The 2343-nt window shown below is 68.0% G+C and carries 1 protein-coding gene; it reads left to right on the top strand.

What is annotated here, in order from left to right:
* The coding region (locus tag G7A99_RS18220; RefSeq protein ID WP_240466339.1) for a DUF3141 domain-containing protein at window positions 1-2229 on the top strand (2229 nt) is incomplete at its 5' end.
* Window positions 2230-2343: the final 114 nt, after the last annotated feature.

Genomic DNA, 2343 nt, shown 5'->3' with positions numbered 1-2343 from the left:
GCCAATCCTCTGATGGAAGTGAATAGCGCCATGATGATGCCGCCCCTGCCGGTTGACCCGTTGCCGATGTTCGATCCGTTCGGCGTCGTCCGCGCCGCCAATGAGTACTGGCGCGACGCGCTGGAGCGCAGCGTGCTGTACATGGATGTCATGCGCCAGCGCGGCAATCAGTACCTCGAGCACATGGAGAAGACCAAGCCCAACGTGCTCGGCTTCGAGGCGGAGGTGCTGGTCAACGGCCGGGATCTGCCGCGGCCGGTCAACTACGAGCTGCTGCGCATCGAGCCGCCGGAGGGCGTCGAGGAGGACCCGGCCAAGCGAGCGTTCGTCGTGGTCGACCCGCGGGCGGGGCACGGTCCGGGCATCGGCGGCTTCAAGCCGGACAGCGAGGTCGGTGTGGCGCTGCGGGCCGGCCACCCCTGCTATTTCATCGGCTTCCTTCCGTATCCGGAGCCGGGCCAGAGCGTCGAGGACGTGGTCGAGGCGGAGATCGCCTTTCTGCGCCATGTCGGCGAGCGCCACGCGAACGTCTCCGAGCGGCCCATGGTGGTGGGCAACTGCCAGGCCGGCTGGCAGATCATGATGGCGGCGGCGCTCGAGCCGGACCTGTTCGGCCCGATCCTTATCGCCGGTGCGCCGTTATCCTACTGGGCCGGCGAGCGGGGCGGGGCGCCGATGCGCTACACCGGCGGCATGACCGGAGGCAGCTGGACCACCGCACTGTTGAGCGATCTCGGCAACGGGCTGTTCGATGGCGCCTGGCTGGTGCAGAACTTCGAACGCCTCAACCCGGCGAATACCTACTGGGCCAAGCAGTACAACCTCTACGCCAATATCGACACGGAGGCGGACCGGTACCTGGAGTTCGAGCGCTGGTGGGGCGGGCACGTCTTTCTCGGCGCCCAGGAGATCCAGTACATCGTGGACAACCTGTTCGTCGGTAACCGGCTGTCCACCGCCCAGCTCGTTACCCGTGACGGGCGGCGGGTGGATCTGCGCAACGTCCGCTCGCCGGTGGTGGTGTTCTGCTCCCGTGGCGACAACATCACGCCCCCGCCCCAGGCGCTGGGCTGGATTCGCGATCTCTACGAGGGCGTGGACGACATCATCGCCAACGTCCAGACGATCGTGTACTGCGTGCACGACACCACCGGACACCTGGGGATCTTCGTCTCGGGCAGCGTCTCGCGCAAGGAGCACACCGAGTTCACGGCGAACATGGACTACATCGACGTCCTGCCGCCCGGGCTCTACGAGACCACCGTCACCCCCGCTGACGAGATGACTGCCGGCGCCTCGCCGGAGCGCGATTACCTGCTGGAGTTCCAGCAGCGCTCGGTGGAGGAGCTGGACGAGGAGATCCAGCACCGGCCCGAGGACGATACCCGCTTCGCCACCGTAGCGCGGGTCTCGGAGATCAACCTCGGGCTCTACCGGCTGTTCCTCCAGCCCTGGGTGCGGGCGACGGTCACCCCGGATCTGGCGACGTGGATCCGGCGGCTGCATCCCAGCCGTCTGCGCTACAAGGTCTTCTGTGACCGCAACCCGTTCATGTACGGGCTGCCGGCGCTCGCCGAGGGCGTGCGCGAGGATCGCCACCCGGTCTCGGAGGATAACCCCTTCCGTGTGATCGAGGGGCTGGTCTCCAACGAGATCGTCTTCGGCCTCAATACCTTCCGCGACCTACGCGACCGCGCCATGGAGTGGTTGTTCATCGACCTGTATGGCCAGCCGCTGCTCCAGGCGCTGGTCGGGCTGCACGGTGACGCGCACGTGCATCGCCGCCGTCCGGGGGCGGAGCCGGAGCACCGGCGTTTCATCGAGCGGCGCAAGGCCGAGCTGCGTCACCACATTGCCGAGGGTGGTGCCCACGAGGCGCTGATGCGTTCGGTGATCTACATCCTTGGCGGGGCCCCGGGCACCGACGAGCGCAACTTCAAGCGCCTGCGGGCGTCCCGCGCGGAGCTGGAGCCGGCCACCGACCTCGCGTCCTACAAGCGCCTGGTACGGGACCAGTTCTTCATCCTCCGCCTGGACCGCAACGCGGCCCTGGAGGCGATCCCCGATCTCCTCCGCGGCGAGAGCGCTGAGACCATCGATGCTCATATCGGACATCTGGACCATGTCCTCGCCGCGAGCGGCGATCTCTCCGAGCACGCGGCGGCCCGGTACGACCAGGTCCGCGCCCTGTTCGAGCAGGCCAAGGCCGAGCTTGCGGCGACGTCCTGATTGCAGGGTCCCGGGGCCGTACGGGGAGACGTCGCACGCGGCCTGCCGCCGTGCCCGCCCGCACTCCGGGCCCCTCTCCCTCCACGGGAGAGGAGTTGTGGAGAGGGTGTGCCC

The sequence above is a fragment of the Arhodomonas sp. KWT genome (assembly GCF_010993615.1).
This window is presented reverse-complemented; position numbering and strand designations above follow the sequence as displayed.